This is a genomic window from Streptomyces sp. NPDC027663, from assembly GCF_055566415.1.
Genome location: NZ_JBVHSK010000005.1, coordinates 442,418 through 460,341, shown reverse-complemented (window position 1 = coordinate 460,341; position 17,924 = coordinate 442,418). Strand labels below are relative to the sequence as shown.

Sequence of the window (17,924 nt, the reverse complement as noted above, 5' to 3'; positions counted from 1 at the left end):
GAGGTCGCGGGGCGACTGCGGGCCGGCTGTGGCCGGCCGCGCAGCTCCCCGCGCCCCCTAGGGTGTGCTGTGCGCCGGCTTCTTGAACATCCGCGTGGCAGTGATCTCGCTGTGCACCGCCTCGCCCGCCCGGGGCTGCTGAGGCAGGCCGGGCCGCAGGTGTTCCTCCACGCTGATGTACTTCAGGCCGGCCCGGAGGTCGGCGTCGTTGCGCAGCCGGATGACCAGCGGGAACTCGGCGAGGGCGGTGGTGTCGAACAGTCCGGTGGTGTACAGCAGCTGGACACCCAGCGCGTCGGACACGGCTCGCTGCAGCTCCAGCAGGTACGTCGCGTTGGCGCGGCCGATCGGGTTGTCCAGGAAGAGCGTGCCGGCGTGCCGGTGCTTGTCCCGGCCCCGGTCGTTCGAGCGGAGCGCGGCCATCGTGCAGTACAGGGCGATGGCCGCGGTGAGCAGCTGGCCACCCGAGAACACGTCGCCCATCTGGCCGACGGGGACACGTTCGGCGCGCAGGACCGCGTCCGGCTTGAGGATCTCGACGGCCACGCCCTTCGGCCGGAGAGCCGCCGCGACGCCGCGCAGCAGCAGGGACATGCCGTCGCGCCGCAGGTCGGAGTTCTTTCTGACGGCCGCGCGCGTGGCCTCGTCGATGACCTCGCCGAGCCGTTCGGTGAGCGTCGCCTGGTCGGGCTCCTCGAAGCGGATGCGCAGGAACTCCTGGCCGGACCACTCGCCGAGCCCCTCGGGCAGCCGGGACAGCCGCTGGGCGGACCGCAGCGTCGCGAGCGCCGACTCCACGAGGCCGCGCAGCCGGTCAACGATCGAGTCCCGGTTGCGTTCCAGCTGGGCCAGTTCGTCGGTGAGGACCCGCAGCCGGGGTGCGAACGCGTCCGCCCACTTCTGGGCGTGCTCGGGCAGCGCGGAGGCGGGCAGCTCGCGGATCTGCTGCCGGGCGGGCGTGCGGACCTGCTCGTAGCGCGTGGAGTTGGCGTGCCGGACGAGGACGTCGCTCGCCTCGCGCACGGCGCTCTCGGCGGCCGACAGGTCGGCGGCGCAGCCGCGCAGCGAACGGCGGGCCTCGGCGGCGGAGTGCCGGGCCTCCTCCATGCCGCCGGGGTACGGCTCCGGCTCCTCCTGGTCCTCGTCGGGAGTGTGCTCCCGCAGCAGGTCGCGGAGCATCGCGGCGATCTCGTCGAACCCGCCGGCCGCGTCCTCGGCGGCGCGGTGGGCGTCCAGCAGCTCCGCGTGCACCTCACGGGCCTCCGCCAGGGCCTCGGTGCGGGTGGCGAGTTCGGCGGTGGCGGTGCGCAGCAGCGCCTGGGCGTGCTCGGCGTCGCGCGGGAGGAGTTCTTCCGGCAGCTCGGTGTGCGCCTCACCGTCCTCGGGGGCATGCCGCTCGGCCTCGCCGCGCAGCCGGCCGAGCTGCTCGCTCGCGGTCGACATACGGGTCTCCAGCAGCTGCACCAGCTCCTCCGCGCGTGCGGCGGCGGCCTGCCGGGAGGGCCCGTCGGAACCGTCGGGCGACTGCAGCAGCTGCTCGGCGCGGGTGCGGACCTTGTTGCTGAGCCGGTCGAGCTCGGCGCGGGCGGCGCTCTCGTCGCTCTCCGCGCGGGCCTGTTCGGCGCGCAGGTCGGCGCCGACGCCGACCTTCTCGTACACCTGGGAGGCGGCCCGGTAGGCCTCGCGGAGGGCGGGCAGGGCGGCCTTGGGTGCGTTCGCGTCCTCCGCCGGTACGTCGTCGGGGGCGCCGGCGATCTCGGACCGCTCGGCGCGCAGGGCACGCGCGGTGCGGCGGGCGTCGTCGGCGGCGCGCTGGGCTGCGCGGCGGTCCTCGTCGGCGGCGCGGGCGCGGTCCAGGCAGGTCTGGGCGCGGGCCTCGGACTCGGCGGCCTCGTCGGCGAGTTCGCGCAGCTTCACCTGCCAGCCGGCGCGCTCGCGCAGCCGGTAGGCGAGCCCGGCGAGGGCGTCGGCGGCACGGCGGGCCTTCTGCGCGGTCTCCTGTCGCTCGTCACGGACCTGGACGGCTTCGGCGGCGGCCTCGTCGGCCTCCGCTCGTACGGTCCGTGCCTCGGCGAGTTCGGCCTCGGACTCCTCGGCGAACGCGCGGGCCTCCTGTGCGGCCTCGGTCAGCTCGGTGAGGCGCCCCGCGGGACAGCCGGTGCGCCAGGAGGCGAGCCGGGCGGCCAGTTCGCGGTCCTTGCCGAGCCGGGCGGCCAGGGTGCGGATCTCCTCGTCGCGGTCGGTGGCCCGCGCGCGCAGGGCCTGCCGCTCCTCGTCGGCGGCGTGCTCGTCGTGCATGGCCGGGTTCGGCGGCACGAGGAACACGTCGTCCGGCGTGGCGCCGGCGGCGGGGGTCGGGGCGAGCAGGGCGGCGGCGGTGCCGACCGCGACGGCGGAGCGCGGCAGCAGGGCGGCGTCGCCGAGCGCCTGGCGGGCACGCGCGTGCGTGTCGGGATCGGTGATGATCACACCGTCGACGAGTTCCGGGCGGGCGGCGAGCACGCGCGCGTGGTCGGCGGGGTCGACGGCCTGCGCGAGGTAGCGCCAGCCGGGCAGGGCCGGGATGCCGTGCTCGCCGAGGAACTCGACGGTGGCGAGCACGTCGGGGCCGGGCGGCAGCAGTCCGCCGTCACCGAGGGCGCCGAGGATGCGGGCGTCGTCGGCGGCGGCCGTGCGCAGGTCGAACAGGTGCCGTTCGGCGGCCGACACGGCGTCGTCGAGGAGGGCGCGCAACTCGTCCGCGAAGCGGTCGAGTTCCTCCGCGGTCAGCGGGCCCGCCGCGGCGACCGCGGCGTCCGTTCTGGATGCCCCGTGCGTGTCGCCGTCCGCGTCCGGCCTCGGGGCGGGCACCCGCGCCCGGACCGGTGTACCCGGCAGGCTCAGCAGCTGCGCGAGCCGCTCCTCGGCGGCCAGCGCCTCGGCCAGCCGCCGCTCGGCCTCGCAGGCCCGCTCGGCCGCGGTGGCCGCGTCGGCCGCGCGGGCCGCGGTCAACTCCGCGCGGGCTTCGGCGGCGGCCGTCTCGCGCGCCTGTTCGGTGGCTTTGCGGGCGGCGTCGCGGGCCGCGTCCCAGGCGGCCACCGCGGTCTTCTCGGCGTCGCTGGCGGCGAGCGCGGCCCGGGCGGGGTCGGCGTCCGGGGCGCTGTCGTCCAGCCAGCCCGCGCGGACCGCCTCCGCGGTCTCCTGCTCGACCTCGGTGAGCCGCTGGCGCAGGTGACCGGCCTCACTGCGGGCGCGCTGCGCCTCGGTGGCGGCGGCGGTGGAGTCCCGGTAGGCGCAGTCGCTGACCTCCTGCAGGGCCGCGGAACGCTCCTCCTCCTCGTTGGCGAGGGCCTCGGCGCCCTCGGCGGCCGCGTGCAGGGCCCGTACGAGATCCACGGCGGCCTTGGCGCGGGCGGCGAGCGCGGGGGCCGCGTCCCGTTCGGCCTCCTGGATGGCGGCGGACACGCGCGCGACCCGGTCGGCGGCGGCGCGGTGCCGCAGCACTGCCTCGGCGGCCTGCCAGGCGGCGTGCAGGGTGCGGGCGTCGGCCAGTTCGCGCTTCTGCGCGGCGGCGGACTTCTCGGCGGCGGCGAGGGCCAGGGAGGCGTGCCGGTAGGCGAGTTCGGCGGCGATCAGGGCGCTGCGCTCGCGGGCGCCCTCGGAGTGCGTGACGGCGTATGCGGCGGCCGTGACGCGCTGGGCGAGGTCGGCGGCACGGACCCGCTCCTGCACGGCCCGCGCGGACAGCCGCCGGGCCAGCGTGCGGGTACGGCGCTCGGCACCGGCGTGGATGTCACGCGTGCGTGAGCGGGCCTCGGCGGCCTCCACGATCCGGCCCAGCAGGTCGACCGAGCCGGCGGTGAAGTCCCGTTCGGCGATCAGCTCGGCGCGCCGGCCGAGCTTGTTGCCGAAGCCGCTGACGAGATCGGCGAGGCCGTCGGTGTCGCGCGTGTCGGTGACGGCGCGCAGCAGCAGGTCGGTGAAGTCCGAGTCCTTCTTCACCGCGAAGAGACCGGCCGCCTCGCCCTCGTCGGCGTTCATCTCGCGCTGGTAGCGGAAGAGTTCGGGATCCAGGCCGAGGTCGCCGAGGTGTTCGGTCCAGCGCTCGTGGATCTCCTCCCAGTGCACCTCCAGGTGCGGGTAGGCCTTGCCGGCCTCCGTCAGGGCGTCACGGAAGCCCTTCATGGTGCGGCGGCGGCCGTGCGCGCCGGAGGTGCCCTCGGCGGCGGGCCGGACGGCGGTGGACTCGGCGACGGGGAGGTTGTCCAGGCTGAGGCCGGGGCCGGGCCGGAAGGAGTACCAGGCCTCGGCGAACTTGCGCGGGTCGTTGGACACCTGGCGTCCGCGCCACTCGCTGACCTTGCCGACGACGACGCACTCGCCGGTCAGCACGTGCTGCCACTCCAGCGCCACGTGGCCGCAGTCGTCGGCGAGCAGGAACTTGCGCAGCACGCCGGAGCTTGCGCCGCCGAGGGTGTTGCGGTGGCCCGGCAGCATCACCGAGAAGATCAGCTTGAGCAGCACGGACTTGCCGCCGCCGTTCTCCAGGAACAGCACGCCCGCGGGCGCGGGCCGGCGCGGCGGCCCGGACGGCTCCTCCTCGAAGAACTCCGCCTGCGTGGGCGCCGGGTCGGGCACGGGGACGCCGACACCCCGCAGGTCAAGCACGGTGTCGGCGTAGCGCGCACCGGCGGGACCGATGGAGTAGAGGCGGACCCGGGACAGCTCGTACATGGCGGACTCTCGTCAGTCTTCTTGCAGGTGGGGGGAGTTCAGGAGTGGAACGGCAGTCCGGCGTCGGCCACCAGGTCCAGGTCGTCGGTGTCCTCGGCGGGCATCAGGGTGGCCGTGCCGTCGGTCACCGGGACGACGCCCAGCTCCAGCAGTTCGGTCAGGGCGGCGCTGCCCGCCAGGTCGCGGACCTGGAGCTGGTATCGGGCCGTGGTGCGGTACGTGCCGCCGTTGTCGTCGCCGGTGCGCTGCAGGAAGCCCGAGTCGGTGAGGAAGGCGAGAGCCTTCGCCACGATGCCGGTGGTGGAGGCGGCCGGCCGGCGGGCGTCCTTGGTGGCGCCGGTTGCGCTGCGCCTGGCCCAGATGCGCCAGGCGGCCTCGAGGCCGGGCGCGTCGGTGGCCGGGTCGGTGTTCTCGCCCTGCTCCTCGGCGCGTTCCTCCAGCCGTCGGCAGGCCTGCCGGACGAAGGCGTCGACGCCGTTGACGGTGACCCGGCCGATGTAGGTGTCGTCGGCCAGGTCCTCCGGCCGCGGGAAGGCCAGCGCGGCGGCGGCGAGATGGGCGAGGCCGTGCAGGAAGCGGTCGCCGGAGTCGGCGGCGGTGCGACGCGCGTAGTCGCCCATGCGGACGGCGAAGACCGAGTCCTCGCCGGCCGTCACGGCCATCCCCGCGCGCGGGGACACCTCCAGCACGACGAGCCCGAGTCCGGCGGCGACGGCGTCCGCGAGCCGGGCGAACGCCGGGTCGTCGCGGTAGCGGCGCAGCAGTTCGGTGTACTCCTGGTCGCGGGCGGGCTGGAGCCTGGGCTGCAGCCCGAACGCGACGAGCCGCGCCGCGTCGGCGGCGTCGGCGGGGGTGACGGCGGCGGACGCCGACGGGGCGGACAGCTCCGTCTCACTCCACTCGACGGGCTCGCTCACGACTGCAACTCCTTGTTGTTGGAACGAGGGGGTCGGGCAACTCCCTCAGGGGCACGGGGAACCGCGCGACCAGCCACAGCGGACCCGCGTCCGCCCACCGGCGCAACCATCACGCGGCCTCCGTCCTGTCGGCCGCCATCCCCGCCGCGTCCAGCAGCGCGGTCCCCACGATCAGATCGGCTCCGCCGAACTCGGGATCGTCCAGCTCGGTACCGTCGTCCACGGCGAACAGGAGCTTCTCCTCGCCCTGCCGGTAGGCCGTGCCGACGGCGGGGCTCGCCGCGTGCACCGCCAGCAGCGCGACCAGGTACGCCAGGTCGGGGTCGCCGGTGCGGCGGGCCTCCGCCAGCAGTCCCGACAGCCTCCGCGGGGCGTCGGCGGGCAGGTCCAGCAGTTCCGTGGCGGCGGCCAGCTGTTCCTCGCTGAACCGGCTGTCGTCCGGCGTCGCGATCAGGTCGGGCTCGGGCATCTCGGCGCCCAGGTGTTCCCGCTCCACCGGCGGCGTCAGCAGTATGTCGACGAGGTCCGCGACCCGGACGGACACCGGCGTGCGCAGTCCCGTGCCCCGTGCGAAGAACGCGTCCGTGACCCGGATCGCCTGCTCCAGGGGCAGCGGCAGGACGGGGGCGACGAGATGGCCGTAGAGATCCATGCCGGAGGTCGTGGCCGGCGTGGCGAAGGCCTGACGGTCCTGTTCGGCCCGGAACAGCGGGCCCGCCTCCAGCAGACGCGACTGGAGCTGGGTGTGGCGCCGGATGCAGTCCTTGACGATGTCGACGAGTTCGGCGGCGCGGCGCTTGTGCTCCGGGTCCTCGGTCTCGTCGCGGGCCTTGCGGATGTTGGTGAGGATCGCGTTCTCGTGGCGGTAGCGCTCGGCCACGTGGTCCAGGGCTTCGGCGATCATGTCGGGGACGGCGCTGAGCCAGTCGACCGCGCGGACGTTGCGCCGGGTGGCGTCCAGGGCGCGGCGGAGCGTCTCGGAGTACTGCACGGTGCGGTAGCGCGCCTGCTCGGCGGCGAGCTGGGCGTCGGCGAGCCGGCCGCGGTTGATCAGCACCTCCAGCTTGACCTCTGCGGCGATCTGGGCGCTGGTCACGTCGGTGTCGAGGGCTCCGACCAGGACGTTGACCGCCTCGTCCGTCGTCCGCAGGTAGACCGTGCCGCCGGGGCCGGGGACCTCCTCGATCAGCTTGAAGTCGTAGTCGCGGCGGACGTACGTGCCGTCCGGCGCGAAGGTGCCGTACACCGCGCGGAAGCCGCGGTCCACGCTGCCGACGTTGATCAGGTTCTCCAGGACCCAGCGGGCCACGCGCTCGTGCTCGGCGGTGGACCGGTGCGGGGCCTGGGCGGCGATGCGCGGGATCAGCCGGGCGACGATCTGCTCGTGGTCGGCGCCCGTGTCGAAGTCCATGTTCAGCGTGACCAGATCGATGGCGGCCAGGGCGACCTCGGCCATGCCGTACACCGAGTACTCGCCGGCCAGGTTGGCCTTGCGCGCGTCCAGGTCGTGCAGCGGCGCGGTGCAGGCGAGCGCGCGCAGCCGACGCGCCAGCCCCTCGTCGGCGGCCGGGCCCGGAGCCGGGCGCGGCCCCGCGCTGAGCTGGGGCGGAACGCTGTCCGTCGATGCAGGCGAAGTCACGGTGCACAGACTAGGTCCTCGGTCTGACATCGACCCAAACGAGAGGCTCCGCCGGTTTCGCGGACAGAACCGGCGGTCGTCGTTCCGGTGCGCGCCGTCCGTGGCCGGTTCGTGGATCCCGTGCGCGCCGTCCGTGGCCGGTCGTCGTTCCGGTGCGCGCCGTCCGTGGCCGGTTCGTGGATCCCGTGCGCGCCGTCCGTGGCCGGTCGTCGTTCCGGTGCGCACCCTCCGTGGCCGGTTCGTGTATCCGGTACGCGCCGTCCCGGGCCGGTCTCGCCCCGCGCCGGAGCCGTGAGCGAAGGGCCCCGTGCTCCTACGGGGCGCTTTCCTCGCCCACCCGGCGCCGGTACACCTCGACCACCCGCTCCAGGGAGTCCGTGAGATAGGTCGCCAGCAGTTCCTCGGCGGCGCGACGGTCGCCGGACTCCAGCGTCCGCAGGATCTGCCGGTTGCGGGCGAGGTACGGCTCGTGCAGGCGGCGCGGGTCGTCCACGACGTGGAAGGCGAGCCGAAGCTCGGCGAAGACGCTGCGCATCAGCTCGTCGGTGCGTTCGCTGCCGGCCAGGGCGACCAGTTCCCGGTGGAAGTGGATGTTGGCCGTGCCCAGCGCTTTCCAGTCATTGTCGACGGTCGCCCGCTCCCCCTCGGCGACCGCCGCGGCCAGTCCCTGGAGCGGGTACGGCGGCTCGCCCAGGCCGCGCACGACGGCGCACTCGACGAGGGAGCGCGTGCGGTAGATGTCCTCCACGTCCTCGACGGTCAGGACCCGGACGAACACGCCCCGGTTCAGCTCGTGGACCAGCAGGCGCTCGTGCGTGAGCAGCCGGAACGCCTCGCGCAGGGTGTTGCGGGAGACGCCGAGCGCCCCGCCGATGCTGTCCTCGGACAGCCGGGTGCCGGGCGGGAAGTAGCCGTCGGCGATGCGGCTCCTGAGGATGTCCGAGACCCGCTCCGCCGTGCTCGTCCGCCCGAGGAGGGCACGGTCGTCGGCCAGTCCCGCCAGCTGCTCTGCCATGCCCGGAATTCAATCGCAGACACGGGGACGAAACAACGTAGGTATTGAAGGATCGTTGAACGATCCTCTACGGTGCTCCGCACAGCTCACTTCCCAGCACCCTCCGTCCCCCTCTGCGAGGTGCCCATGAGCACAACCCCTCCGCCCCGAGCCCTCGACCCCGACTCCCTTCCTGGGCAGGGTGAACGCGCCGCCGAGGACGGCGCGTTCGGCTGGCTGCGCGCCCTCGGCCCGCGCGGCCGCCGGGCCTTCGCCGGCGCTTTCGGTGGATATGCCCTGGATTCATACGACTACTTCACCCTGCCGCTGAGCATGGTGGCGCTCTCGGCGTACTTCGGGCTGAGCAGCGGCCAGACCGGCCTGTTCACCACCGTCACGCTGGTGGTCTCGGCGGTCGGCGGCGCCGCAGCGGGCGTCATCGCGGACCGCGTGGGCCGGGTCCGGGCCCTGATGATCACCGTGCTGACGTACGCGGTCTTCACCGTCGCCTGCGGCTTCGCGCCCACCTACGAGACGCTGCTGGTCTTCCGCGCCCTCCAGGGCCTCGGTTTCGGCGGCGAGTGGGCGGTCGGGGCGATCCTGGTCGCCGAGTACGCGAGCGCGCGCCACCGGGGCCGTACGCTCGGCGCGATCCAGAGTTCGTGGGCGGTCGGCTGGGCGCTGGCGGCCGTCGTCTACACGCTGGTCTTCTCCTTCGCCGGCGACGACCTGGCCTGGCGGGTGATGTTCTGGACCGGCGCGCTGCCCGCGCTGCTGGTGGTGTGGCTGCGCCGCCGGGTGCACGACGCCCCCAGGGCGACGGCGGCGCGCGAACAGGACCCGGGCCGGGGCTCGTTCGCGGCGATCTTCCGGCCGGGCCGGGAGGGCCGGCCGGGCCTGCTGCGCACCACGCTCTTCGCGAGCCTGCTGTCGACCGGTGTGCAGGGCGGCTACTACACCCTGGCGACCTGGGTACCGACGTATCTGAAGGCCGAGCGCGGCCTGTCGGTGGTCGGCACCGGCGGCTATCTGACCTTCCTCATCTCCGGCGCGTTCCTCGGCTACCTGACCGGCGGCCACCTGACCGACCGCATCGGCCGGCGGAACAACATCTGGCTGTTCGCGCTGCTGTCGGCGCTGTGCATCGTGGCGTACGCGAACATCCCGCACGGCGCCGACACCCTGTTGCTGGTGCTCGGTTTCCCGCTCGGCTTCTGCATGTCGGCCATCTTCAGCGGCTTCGGCTCCTATCTGAGCGAGCTGTACCCGACGGCGGTCCGCGGCACCGGGCAGGGCTTCACGTACAACACGGGCCGCGCGGTGGGCGCGGTGTTCCCGACCCTGGTGGGCTTCCTCGCCGACAGCTGGGGCGTGGGCGGCGCGCTCGTCTTCGGCGCGATCGGCTACGGCCTCGCGGCGCTGGCCCTGCTCGGGCTGCCGGAGACGCGCGGGAAGGAGCTGGCGTGACGCAGGTGAACCGTACCGAGGACCGTCCCGTCACCACCGTCGACGAGCACGCGCCCGCCTGGAGCCCGCACACCGCGAGGACCCGCTTCCGCGCGGGCCTGGCCGGTCCCACGGCGGGGGTCGCTGCGGGCCACACGCAGGCCAATCTGATCGCGGTCCCCGCCGACTGGGCCTACGACATGCTCCTGTTCTGCCAGCGCAATCCCAAGCCGTGTCCCGTACTCGACGTCACGGACGCCGGCTCCCCGGCGACGGTCCTCGCCGAAGGCGCCGATCTGCGTACCGACCTGCCGCGCTACCGCGTGTGGCAGGACGGCGAGCTGGTGGACGAACCCACGGACGTGCGCGCGTACTGGCGGGACGACCTGGTGTCGTTCCTGCTCGGCTGCAGCTTCACCTTCGAGTGGGCGCTGGCACGCGCGGGCGTGCCCATCCGCCACGTCGAGCAGGGCCGCAACGTGCCGATGTACGTGACCGGCCGGGAGTGCCGTGCGGCGGGCCGGCTGCGCGGGCCGATGGTGGTGTCCATGCGGCCGGTGCCGCCCGAGCGCCTGGGAGCCGCGATCCGGGAGAGCAGCCTGCTGCCGGCCGTGCACGGCGGCCCGGTGCACTGCGGGGACCCCGCGGCCCTCGGCATCGAGGACCTCGGCAGGCCGGACTTCGGCGACCCGGTGACCGCGGAAGACGGGGACATCCCCGTGTTCTGGGCCTGCGGGGTGACGCCGCAGGCGGCCGTGATGGCCTCCCGGCCGCCGTTCGCGATCACCCACGCCCCGGGCCAGATGTTCCTGACCGACGCCCGCGACGAGCAGTACCGGCTGGTCGGCATCGACTGAGACCGTCGGCCGACGGCCCCCACGAGAACCGGAGACACGAGAGCACCATGACCGCGATCGATCTGAACGCCGACCTCGGCGAGGGCTTCGGCCGCTGGCGGCTGACCGACGACGAACAACTGCTGTCCGTCGTCACCAGCGCCAATGTGGCCTGCGGCTTCCACGCCGGGGACGCGGCGACCATGCGCCGGGTGTGCGATCTGGCGGCCGCGCGCGGGGTGACGATCGGCGCGCAGGTCTCCTACCGGGACCTCGCCGGGTTCGGGCGGCGCGCGATGGACGTCCCGCCCGCCGAACTGGCGGCCGAAGTCGCCTACCAGATCGGCGCCCTGGAGGTGTTCGCGCGGGCGGCGGGCGCGCGCGTGGCGTACGTCAAGCCGCACGGCGCGCTCTACAACCGGGTCGTGCACGACGAGGAACAGGCGCGTGCGGTGATCGAGGGCGTGCGCCTGGCCGACTCCTCGCTGCCGGTGCTGGGCCTGCCCGGCTCGCGGTTGCTGGAGCTGGCCGCGGAGACGGGGCTGCCGGCCGTCACGGAGGCCTTCGCGGACCGCGCGTACACCGACGAGGGCACGCTGGTGCCACGTGGCCGGGAAGGTGCCGTGGTGACGGACCCGGACACCGTCGTGGAGCGTTCGGTGAGCCTCGCCCGCTCCGGCGCGGTCGCCGCGCTGTCCGGCGCGCGCATCCTGGTGCGCGCGCGGTCGCTGTGCCTGCACGGCGACACTCCCGGCGCGGTGGACCTGGCCCGCCGGGTGCGCGAGCGGCTGCTGGCGGCAGGCGTACGGGTGGAGGCCTTCGCGTGAGGGCGCTTCCCGTCGGCGACGACGCACTGCTGGTCGAGGTGGCCTCCGGGGAGGAGGCGCAGGCCCTGCACGCGGAACTGCTGCGGCGCCGCTCGGACGGCACGCTCCTCGTCCGCGAGATCGTCCCGGCAGCCCGTACGGTCCTGCTCGACGGGCTCGACGACCGGGCCCGCTGGGTGGCCGAACTGGCGTCCTGCGGCGTACCGGCGGCGCCGCCACGCGCGCGTGAGCTGATCGAACTGCCCGTGCGCTACGACGGCCCCGACCTCGCGCAGGTCGCCGCGCACTGGCAGGTGCCCGAGCGGGAGGTGGCCCGCATCCACGCGGACACCGAGTTCACGGTGGCCTTCTGCGGCTTCGCCCCCGGCTTCGGCTACCTCACCGGCCTCCCCGCCCGCCACCACGTCCCGCGCCGCGCCACCCCCCGCACGGCGGTCCCGGCCGGCGCGGTCGCGCTGGCCGGACCGTACACGGGCGTGTACCCGCGCTCCTCACCGGGCGGCTGGCAGCTGATCGGCACGACGGACGCGGTCCTGTGGGACCACGCGCGCGTACCCGCCGCACTCCTGGTACCGGGCACGCGCGTGCGGTTCGTACCGGCGGAGGGCGCATGACCGACCGTGCGCTCGTCGTGGTGCGCGCCGGCGCGTTGACGACCGTGCAGGACCGCGGGCGGCCGGGACACGCGCATCTCGGTGTGCCCCGTTCCGGGGTGCTCGACCCTCCCGCGGCGGCGCTGGTGAACCGGCTCGTCGGCAATCCGCCGGACGCCGCCGTCCTGGAGACCACTCTCAACGGCTGTGCGCTCCGCCCCCGTTCGGCGGTGACCGTCGCGGTCGGCGGTGCGCACGGCCCGGTGTGGGTGGGCGGCCGCCCGGCCGCCTGGGGCGCCCCGGTCCTGGTCCACGCCGGTGAACTGCTGGAAGTGGGCGCGGCCACGGCCGGCGTGCGCAGCTACGTGGCCGTCTCCGGCGGCATCGCCGTGGAACCGGTCCTCGGCAGCCGCGCCACCGACCTGCTGTCCGGTCTGGGCCCGGCTCCGCTCGCGGACGGCACGGTGCTACCGCTGGGCAGCCCGGCCGGCCCTCCCGCGCGCGTGGACGGCACACCGCAGCCGCGTCCGCCGGCCGAACTCGTGCTCCGCGTGACACCGGGTCCCCGCGACGACTGGTTCACGGCGCAGGCGCTCCGGGACTTCACCACGCGCGCGTACCGGGTCTCCGCGGCGAGCAACCGCATCGGTCTGCGCACCGAGGGGCCCGCGCTGGAGCGGGCCCGGGCCGGTGAACTCCCCAGCGAGGGCATGGTCCTCGGCGCGGTGCAGGTCCCGCCGGACGGGCGGCCGGTGGTCTTCCTCGCGGACCATCCGACCACCGGGGGCTACCCGGTGATCGCGGTGGTCCGCTCCGCCGACCTGCCGGCCGCCGCGCAGGCACTGCCGGGTACCCCGCTCCGCTTCGTGCCGGTGCGGCACCGCTGAACCCCGACGACACCGCACCGGCCGGCCCGCCGGTACGGCCCACGGGGGGGTCGGTACCGCCCACGGAGGGATCCGTTCACGCCCAGCGAACCCGGCACCGTACGGCCCCGAGAAGCGGGCGCCGTACGGCTCTACGGCGCCGGCACCGCCTCCACGGCGCTCTCCGGTACGGCCGCGCTCTCGCCGGTCCGGCAGCGCTGCACCGGAACCGCCGCGGCACCTTCCGGCACAGCCGCGTCCTCCCCGGCGCGGTGCCGCCGTGCCCCGGCACCGACGGGGTCCGGGAGGGCCGCGAGGGCCGCGGAGACCGCTGTCGACGCGCGCAGGTCCAGACGGTCGCTGGTGCCCCGGGCGCGGTGGTGGAGTTCGTCGGCGGCGAGGCGCAGCAACTGCGGCAGCAGGTCGTTGCACCGCCGGATCACCCAGCCGGTCCCGGCCGTGGCCAGCCACCACAGGCTCGCCGTCCGGGTCGGCACGGGGAACTCCGGCTCGGGGGAGGGCGGTTCCCCGGTCGCGCGGCCGGCCCCGGCGAGCAGCGCATGGCAGCGGACGGCGAACTGCCGGTGGCCGCGCTCGCCCGGGTGCAGCCGGTCCGCGCTCCACAGGCTCCGGTCCGTGACCCAGATTCCGTCCGCCGCGTGCAGGTGGACGGCGCCGTACCGGTCCGACAGTGCGTGGACGACCGTGTTGACCGCGCGCTGCCGGCGGGCCAGCGGGCGGGCCAGGGCGTCCGGGAGCCGGAGCATCGCGCCTGGGTCGGGCAGGCAGGCGGTGAGCACAGTGGCGCCCTGTCGGGCGAAGGCCGCGTACACCTGGTCGAGATGGGCGGCCACGGCGTTGACGTCGAAGGTCCGGCGCAGCGTGTCGTTGACGCCGATGACCACGGACACCAGGTCGGGGCGCAGCTCCAGGGCGGCCGGAGTCTGCCGTTCCAGCACGTCCCGGGTCTGTGCCCCGCTGACCGCGAGGTTGGTGAACCGCACGCGGTCGCTGTTCTCGGCGAGCGAGGGGGCCAGCAGCGCGGCCCAACCCCGCCACCCGGTGCCGGCCGGGTCGCCCACGCCCTCGGTCAGCGAGTCCCCGAGGGCGACGAAGCGGAGGGGTCTCATGCCACGCCCTCCGGCACGGTGGGACGGGAGCCCGCGGGGCGCACGACCTCCGCGTCGTGGGCCGCGAGGAAGGCCTCCACGGCCGCTCCCCACCCGAAGCACTCCGCACGCGCGCGTGCCGCCTCCCGCCGCTCGGGCTCGCCGCGCTCCAGGAGCCGTTCCACGGCGTCCGCGAACGCCTCTCCGGTGCCGGCCGCGGTGGCCCCGGCGGACCCGATGACCTCGGGCAGCGCCGAGGACGCGCTGGCCACGACGGGCGTGCCGCACGCCATGGCCTCCAGCGCGGCCAGGCCGAAGGTCTCGGCGGGCCCGGGCGCGAGGCAGACGTCGGCGGACGCCTGGAGCGCACCGAGGGCGGCCCGGTCGCAGACGTGCCCCAGGAAGGCCGCCGGGAGCCCGCGGTCCCGCGCGCGCTGCTCCAGCCGGGCCCGCAGCGGCCCGTCCCCGGCCACCACGAGCACCGCCCGCCGCCCGCGCCGCAGCAGCGCCTCCAGGGCGTCCAGAGCCGTGCCGGGGCGCTTCTCCACGGACAGCCGGGAGGCCATCACGAGCAGTGCCTCGTCCTCGCGCGCGTGCAGCGTGCGCAGCCCGGCGTCGCGCAGACTGGGGTGGCGTTCCGTCAGGTCGACGCCGAGGGGGGCGCGTACGACGTTGCGGGCGCCGATGCGGACGAACTCGCGCTCGGCGAACTCGGTGGTGCACACCACCCGCGAGTAGACGTGCGCGGTGCGGGTGTTGAGGCTGTCGGCGGCGCGCCGTGCGAGGTGCTCGGGCAGGCCCCAGGTGCGCAGGACGCCGTCGGCGGTCTCGTGGGAGACCATGACGGCGGGCACGCGCGCGCGGCGGGCCCAGCGGCCGGTCCAGCGCAGGGTGGTCCGGTCGGAGACCTCCAGGCGGTCCGGGGCCAGTTGTTCCAGGAGGGCGGCCACGCGCCGCTTGTCGGTGAGGACGCGGTAGCCGCCGGTGCCGGGCAGCAGCGGGCCGGGCAGGGTGATGACCCGGCCCTGCTCGGTGTCACGGTCGGTGTGCCGCTCGCCGGGGATGATCAGGACCGGCTCGTGGCCGGCCGCGCGGAAGCCCTTGCCGAGTTCGCGCAGGGCGGTGCGCAGGCCGCCGGAGGCCGGGGCGACGAAGTTGGCGAGGCGGACTATGCGCAGGGACGGTCCGCTCATGCCGCCACCGCCGTCCGGCGGGCCGCGAGGACCTCGTCGTAGTGGCCGATGAGCTGGTCGCCGACGGCGGCCCAGGTGCGGCTCTCGACCATCGCGCGGGCGGCCGAGCCGTACGCGGCGCGCTGTGCGGGGTCGGCGGCCAGGGCGCGGACGGCCTCCTGTACGGCGTCGGAGTCGCGCGGCGGGACGAGCAGGCCGGTGCGGCCGTGGGCGACCAGGTCGAGCGGGCCGCCGGCGGCGGGCGCGACGACCGGGACGCCGCTGGCCATGGCCTCCTGGACGGTCTGGCAGAACGTCTCGAAGGGGCCGGTGTGCACGAACAGGTCCAGCGAGGCGAAGATGCGGGCCAGGTCGGGTCCGGTGCGGCGGCCCAGGAAGACGGCGCCGGGCAGGGCCTCGGTCAGCTGGGGCCGGCTGGGTCCGTCGCCGACGACCACGACCCGTACGCCGGCGAGCCCGCAGACCCCGGCGAGCAGTTCGACGTGCTTCTCGGGGGCGAGCCGGCCGACGTATCCGACGATCAGCTCACCGTTCGGGGCGAGTTCGCGACGCAGCGCCTCGTCCCGGTGCTGTGGCCGAAAACGTACGGTGTCCACGCCGCGCGGCCACAGCCGTACCCGCGGTACGGCGTGCGCCTCCAGGTCGGACTGCGCGGCGCTGGAGGGGGCCAGGGTCCGGTCGGCGGCGGCGTGCACGGAGCGGATCCGGCGCCAGGCGGCGGCCTCCCCGGCTCCCATGTAGGTGCGGGCGTAGCCGGCCAGGTCGGTCTGGTAGACGGCGACGGCGGGAATGCCGAGCCGGGCGGCGGCGGCCATGCCGCGGACGCCGAGGACGAAGGGACTGGCCAGGTGGACCACGTCGGGGCGGTGCGAGACGAGGGCCGCGGCGAGCCGCCGGCTGGGCAGGGCGACCCGGACCTGGGGGTAGCCGGGGAGCGGGAGGGAGGGGATCCGGAGTACCGGGCACGGGGCGTCCGTGTCCGGGCCGGTGCCCGGGGCAGGGGCGGGGGCGACGACGAGCGGATGGTGACCGCGATCTACGAGGTGCCGGGCGGTCTGAAGCGCGCAGTGGGCCACGCCGTTCACATCGGGGGGAAAGGATTCGGTCACGATGACGACACGCATACGGGTGTTGTCGCCGCGCCGGAAGTGCCCGCGTCGACTTCGATCTTTCCGCCCGGGGAACGTCCCATGAGCGTTGGGCTGCACACCCGAGCAGGTCAGACGGCCGTCATGGCCGCCTGACCTGCGGGCCACCCGGTGTTCACCCGGCGGGCGGTGGTCCGCCCGGGCGGGAGGTGCGGGTGAGGACCGGCCTGTGCGGGGCTCAGTCGAGGGCCGCGTCGGGTCCGATACGGCTGCGCACCGCCGTCTGTACCTCGGCCTCCTCGGCCGGATCCGCGGCCAGGCGGCGCAGTCGCTCCACGACCCGGGCGTCACCGGTCTCGGCGTGCCGGGCGGCGAGTTCTCGGGTGGTCTCCTCGCAGTCCCACAGGCATTCGACGGCGAATCCGGTGGCGAAGGAGGGATCGGTGGCGGTCAGGGCGCGGGCGGCGCGACCGCGGAGGTGGGAGGAGGCCGTCTCGCGGTAGATGTGGCGCAGGACGGGCGCGGCGCAGGCGATGCCGAGGCGTCCGGCGCCGTCTACGAGGGTCCACAGGGTGGGTGCGTCGGGGCCTTCGCCGCGCACGGCCTCACGGAGGGCGCCGAGGACCAGGTCGCGGTCCTGTGCGCCGCCGCGGCAGGCGAGCATGCGGCCGGCGGCGGCGCCGAGCGCGTCGGGGCGCTGGGCCCAGCCGCGCGCGCGGTCGACGGCGGCGACGCTGCGCATCCGTTCGAAGGCGTCGACGGCGGCCTCCACGACGACGGCCGTACCGTCGACGACCGCGGTCTCGATCAGGCCGAGGGCGTCGGGGTCGTTGCCGTCGGCGAGGTAGCGCAGCGCGGTGCAGCGGGCTCCGTCGCCGCCGTGCCTGGCGGCCTGCAGGATCTCGGGCCGGTCCTCGGGGCCGGCCACGGCGACCAGGCAGCGGGCGGCGGGCACATGGAGGGCGGCGCCGCGCTCCAGGCCCTGCTGGGCCCACTCGAAGACGGCGCGCACGCTCCAGCCGGGCCGCGGCCCGGTGGGCCGCATCTGCCGCTGCCACCGGTCGAAGCAGCCGGTCTCCTGGGCGGCACGCACGCGCGTGGCGATCGATTCCCGCGGATCGTCGGCCCACAGCCGCCAGGGCCGCGGCTCGAAGGCGTCGCGCACGGCGGCGGCCAGCTCGGCCTCGCCCTCGGGATCGGTGGCGAAGCGGGCCAGGACGGGGGCGGCGAGGGCGCGCAGGCCCGCGTCGTCGTCCCGCAGGGCCAGCTCGTCCAGGGCCCACGCCCAGCTGGAGCCGTGAGCGGCGTACCTGCGCAGCAGTTCGAGGGCGTCCCGCCTGCCGTACGAGGCGAGATGCCCGAGCACCGCCAGGGCGAGCCCGGTGCGGGACTCGTCGGTGTCGAGGACGTCCTCGGGACCGAACAAGTGCGCTTCCACGGCGTCCAGCTCGCCGTTCAGATCGAGGTAGAGGCGGGCGTAGTACAGGGAGCGGTTCTCCACCTGCCAGTCGTGGCGGGGGTCGCGCAGCACACAGTGGTTCAGGGCCGCGAGCGCTTCGGCGCGCGGGGCCGTGAGCGCGTGCAGCGTGCCGTCGCCACGGCCGCGCTGGAGCAGCCCGAGCAGCGTACCGCTGGGCGCTATGACCGGATCGAACATGGGAAACAGCCTCACATCAAGCGTCGACGCAACCGGGGAACACGCA

General features: G+C 75.2%; 13 protein-coding genes. 5 read left to right on the top strand and 8 right to left on the bottom strand.

The genetic code is table 11. The features are described 5' to 3' along the window. Window positions 1-57 precede the first annotated feature (57 nt). The 4 genes from ACZ4SF_RS17605 to ACZ4SF_RS17590 all read right to left on the bottom strand — a co-directional run bounded on the left by ACZ4SF_RS17605 (window position 58) and on the right by ACZ4SF_RS17590 (window position 8,284). Entirely contained in the window at window positions 58-4,713 is a 4,656-nt protein-coding gene (locus tag ACZ4SF_RS17605; protein ID WP_468384749.1) for a hypothetical protein, read from the bottom strand. 38 nt (window positions 4,714-4,751) lie between these two features. Continuing rightward, window positions 4,752-5,630 carry a hypothetical protein gene (locus ACZ4SF_RS17600; RefSeq protein ID WP_468384746.1) on the bottom strand — a complete coding sequence of 293 codons (879 nt, stop codon included), beginning with the start codon at window positions 5,628-5,630 and terminating at the stop codon, window positions 4,752-4,754. Window positions 5,631-5,739: 109 nt separating this feature from the next. Further along, a complete protein-coding gene (locus tag ACZ4SF_RS17595) occupies window positions 5,740-7,269 on the bottom strand; it encodes a hypothetical protein (RefSeq protein WP_468384743.1) in 1,530 nt (509 codons plus the stop codon). A gap of 313 nt (window positions 7,270-7,582) precedes the next feature. Continuing rightward, the gene (locus tag ACZ4SF_RS17590; protein WP_468384740.1) at window positions 7,583-8,284 is read right to left on the bottom strand and encodes a GntR family transcriptional regulator; all 702 of its coding nucleotides are present in this window, start codon (window positions 8,282-8,284) and stop codon (window positions 7,583-7,585) included. Window positions 8,285-8,410: 126 nt separating this feature from the next. Between ACZ4SF_RS17590 and ACZ4SF_RS17585 the strand changes: the two genes are divergently transcribed. Genes ACZ4SF_RS17585 through ACZ4SF_RS17565 form a run of 5 tightly spaced genes read left to right on the top strand, consistent with a single transcriptional unit; the run spans window position 8,411 to window position 12,852 of the window. After that, a complete protein-coding gene (locus ACZ4SF_RS17585; RefSeq protein ID WP_468384737.1) occupies window positions 8,411-9,730 on the top strand; it encodes an MFS transporter in 1,320 nt (439 codons plus the stop codon). A 5-nt stretch (window positions 9,731-9,735) separates the two neighbouring features. Then, window positions 9,736-10,566 (top strand): putative hydro-lyase, encoded by an 831-nt coding sequence (locus tag ACZ4SF_RS17580; protein WP_468384875.1) that lies wholly within the window; start codon window positions 9,736-9,738, stop codon window positions 10,564-10,566. A gap of 47 nt (window positions 10,567-10,613) precedes the next feature. Continuing rightward, window positions 10,614-11,372 (top strand): LamB/YcsF family protein, encoded by a 759-nt coding sequence (locus ACZ4SF_RS17575; protein ID WP_468384734.1) that lies wholly within the window; start codon window positions 10,614-10,616, stop codon window positions 11,370-11,372. Further along, window positions 11,369-11,986, top strand: coding sequence for a 5-oxoprolinase subunit PxpB (gene pxpB, locus ACZ4SF_RS17570; RefSeq protein ID WP_468384731.1), 618 nt, complete (start codon window positions 11,369-11,371; stop codon window positions 11,984-11,986). Before ACZ4SF_RS17575 ends, pxpB begins: the two co-directional genes overlap by 4 nt. Further along, on the top strand, window positions 11,983-12,852 hold the full coding sequence (locus ACZ4SF_RS17565) for a 5-oxoprolinase subunit C family protein (RefSeq protein WP_468384728.1): 870 nt from the start codon (window positions 11,983-11,985) through the stop codon (window positions 12,850-12,852). Before pxpB ends, ACZ4SF_RS17565 begins: the two co-directional genes overlap by 4 nt. A 131-nt stretch (window positions 12,853-12,983) precedes the next feature. On the opposite strand, the gene ACZ4SF_RS17560 is transcribed toward ACZ4SF_RS17565, so the two are convergent. The 4 genes from ACZ4SF_RS17560 to ACZ4SF_RS17545 form a co-directional block, all read right to left on the bottom strand. Further along, a complete protein-coding gene (locus tag ACZ4SF_RS17560) occupies window positions 12,984-13,961 on the bottom strand; it encodes an SGNH/GDSL hydrolase family protein (protein WP_468384725.1) in 978 nt (325 codons plus the stop codon). Then, complete coding sequence (locus ACZ4SF_RS17555; RefSeq protein ID WP_468384722.1) at window positions 13,958-15,133, bottom strand: glycosyltransferase; 1,176 nt, start codon at window positions 15,131-15,133, stop codon at window positions 13,958-13,960. Before ACZ4SF_RS17555 ends, ACZ4SF_RS17560 begins: the two co-directional genes overlap by 4 nt. Then, window positions 15,130-16,257, bottom strand: a complete 1,128-nt coding sequence (locus tag ACZ4SF_RS17550) for a glycosyltransferase family 4 protein (RefSeq protein WP_468384719.1) — start codon at window positions 16,255-16,257, stop codon at window positions 15,130-15,132. The genes ACZ4SF_RS17555 and ACZ4SF_RS17550 overlap by 4 nt, the downstream gene beginning before the upstream one ends. Before the next feature lie 202 nt (window positions 16,258-16,459). Further along, window positions 16,460-17,878 carry a HEAT repeat domain-containing protein gene (locus tag ACZ4SF_RS17545; protein WP_468384716.1) on the bottom strand — a complete coding sequence of 473 codons (1,419 nt, stop codon included), beginning with the start codon at window positions 17,876-17,878 and terminating at the stop codon, window positions 16,460-16,462. Between the last annotated feature and the right edge of the window lie 46 nt (window positions 17,879-17,924).